Source organism: Burkholderia sp. Ac-20353, from assembly GCF_017104785.1.
Classification (GTDB): domain Bacteria; phylum Pseudomonadota; class Gammaproteobacteria; order Burkholderiales; family Burkholderiaceae; genus Burkholderia.
Genome location: NZ_JAAGPL010000462.1, coordinates 1 through 1,291 on the forward strand (window position 1 = coordinate 1; position 1,291 = coordinate 1,291).

Sequence of the window (1,291 nt, forward strand, 5' to 3'; positions counted from 1 at the left end):
TCGCGTCTTCGTTGATCGGCGCGTTGCCGCCGAACTTCACCAGAGACGCCTGCACGCCCTGCTGCGTACGCTGCGCACGCATCGTCGCGCGCACCCGCTCCTTCACGTCCGCGAGCGGACGCACCGCCGCGGCCCGCGCCTCGATCAGCCTCACCACATGAAAACCGGTCGGCGTCTGGATCGGCGCGGACACCTGGCCGGGCTTCAGCGCATCGGCCGCCTGCCGTACGGCCGGCAGCAGCATCGGCTCGGGCACGAAGCCCATGTCGCCGCCGTTGGCGGCGCTCGCCTTGTCCTGCGAATTCGCTTTCGCGAGCGCGGCAAAATCGCCGGTGCGCGCACGGCTCGCGAGGTCGGCGGCCTGCTTGCGCACCTTGTCGACGCTCGCCGCGTCCGCGTTCGGCGCGACGGCGAGATAGATCTGCGCGACGTGCAGCGCGCGCGGCACGGTAAACGCGTCGCGGTTCTGCTCGTACACGGCCTGGATCTCCGCATCGGACGGATAATCGGCCGGCGGCGCGTTCACCGACGTGAGATAGCTGCGCACGATGATCTCGCGTCGCGCCTGCTCGATCGCCGACTGCACGTCGGCCTGCTTGTCCCAGCCCTTCTGCTTCGCTTCGGCGAGCACGGCCTTCTGCGCAAGGGTCGCGCGCACGACCTGATCCATCGCGGCGGGATCGGCTGCGAGGCGCGTGCGCCCCTCCTCGCCGATCGACTTCAACAGCGTCGCGATATCGGATTGCGTGACCGACGCCTGCGCCGCGTTCGCGATCACGTCGTCCTGCGCGGCCGCGACAAGCGGTGCGCTCAGCATCAGGCTGCCCACGATCATTGCAAGTTTCTTCACCGTCTTTCCCATTCCTGTCTGACTGCTATCCTCGATCCCGGACGTCGTGCCCCCGGCCCGACATCCGCCTCGTCCGCCTCCTGCTGGAGCCGTCACGGCGCGCTCGCGATGAGCACGCGCACGACCACCGGCTGCGTCATCCCCGACGGCGGCGGCACGCCGACCGGCCGGCCGACCAGCGCCGCGCACAGGTCCGCCGCAAATGCCGGATCGCCCGCCGGCGAGCTCTCGACCCGCTCGATCGCGCCATTGCCATCGAGCCAGGCCTTCAACCTCAGCGCGGGCGGCGGTGCGCCGTCGTCGGCGCCGTGGGCCGCATCGCGCTCCAGATACGCGCGAACCCGGCATGCAGCCTCGTCGGCGCCATCGTCGAGCGCCGCCGTCAGGTGCTGCGCGACGCGCTCCGCATAGTCGACCCAGGCGGCCGGCGCGTCACGGGCG

Annotated in this window: 2 protein-coding genes; both read right to left on the reverse strand. The window is 70.9% G+C overall.

The window, feature by feature from the left end:
* Positions 1–850, reverse strand: an 850-nt coding sequence (locus G3N94_RS41295) for a peptidylprolyl isomerase (protein ID WP_346778778.1), incomplete at its 3' end; no start/stop codon positions are given.
* A gap of 92 nt (positions 851–942) precedes the next feature.
* Positions 943–1,291: hypothetical protein (locus G3N94_RS41300; protein ID WP_205799906.1), on the reverse strand; the 349-nt coding region annotated here is incomplete at its 5' end.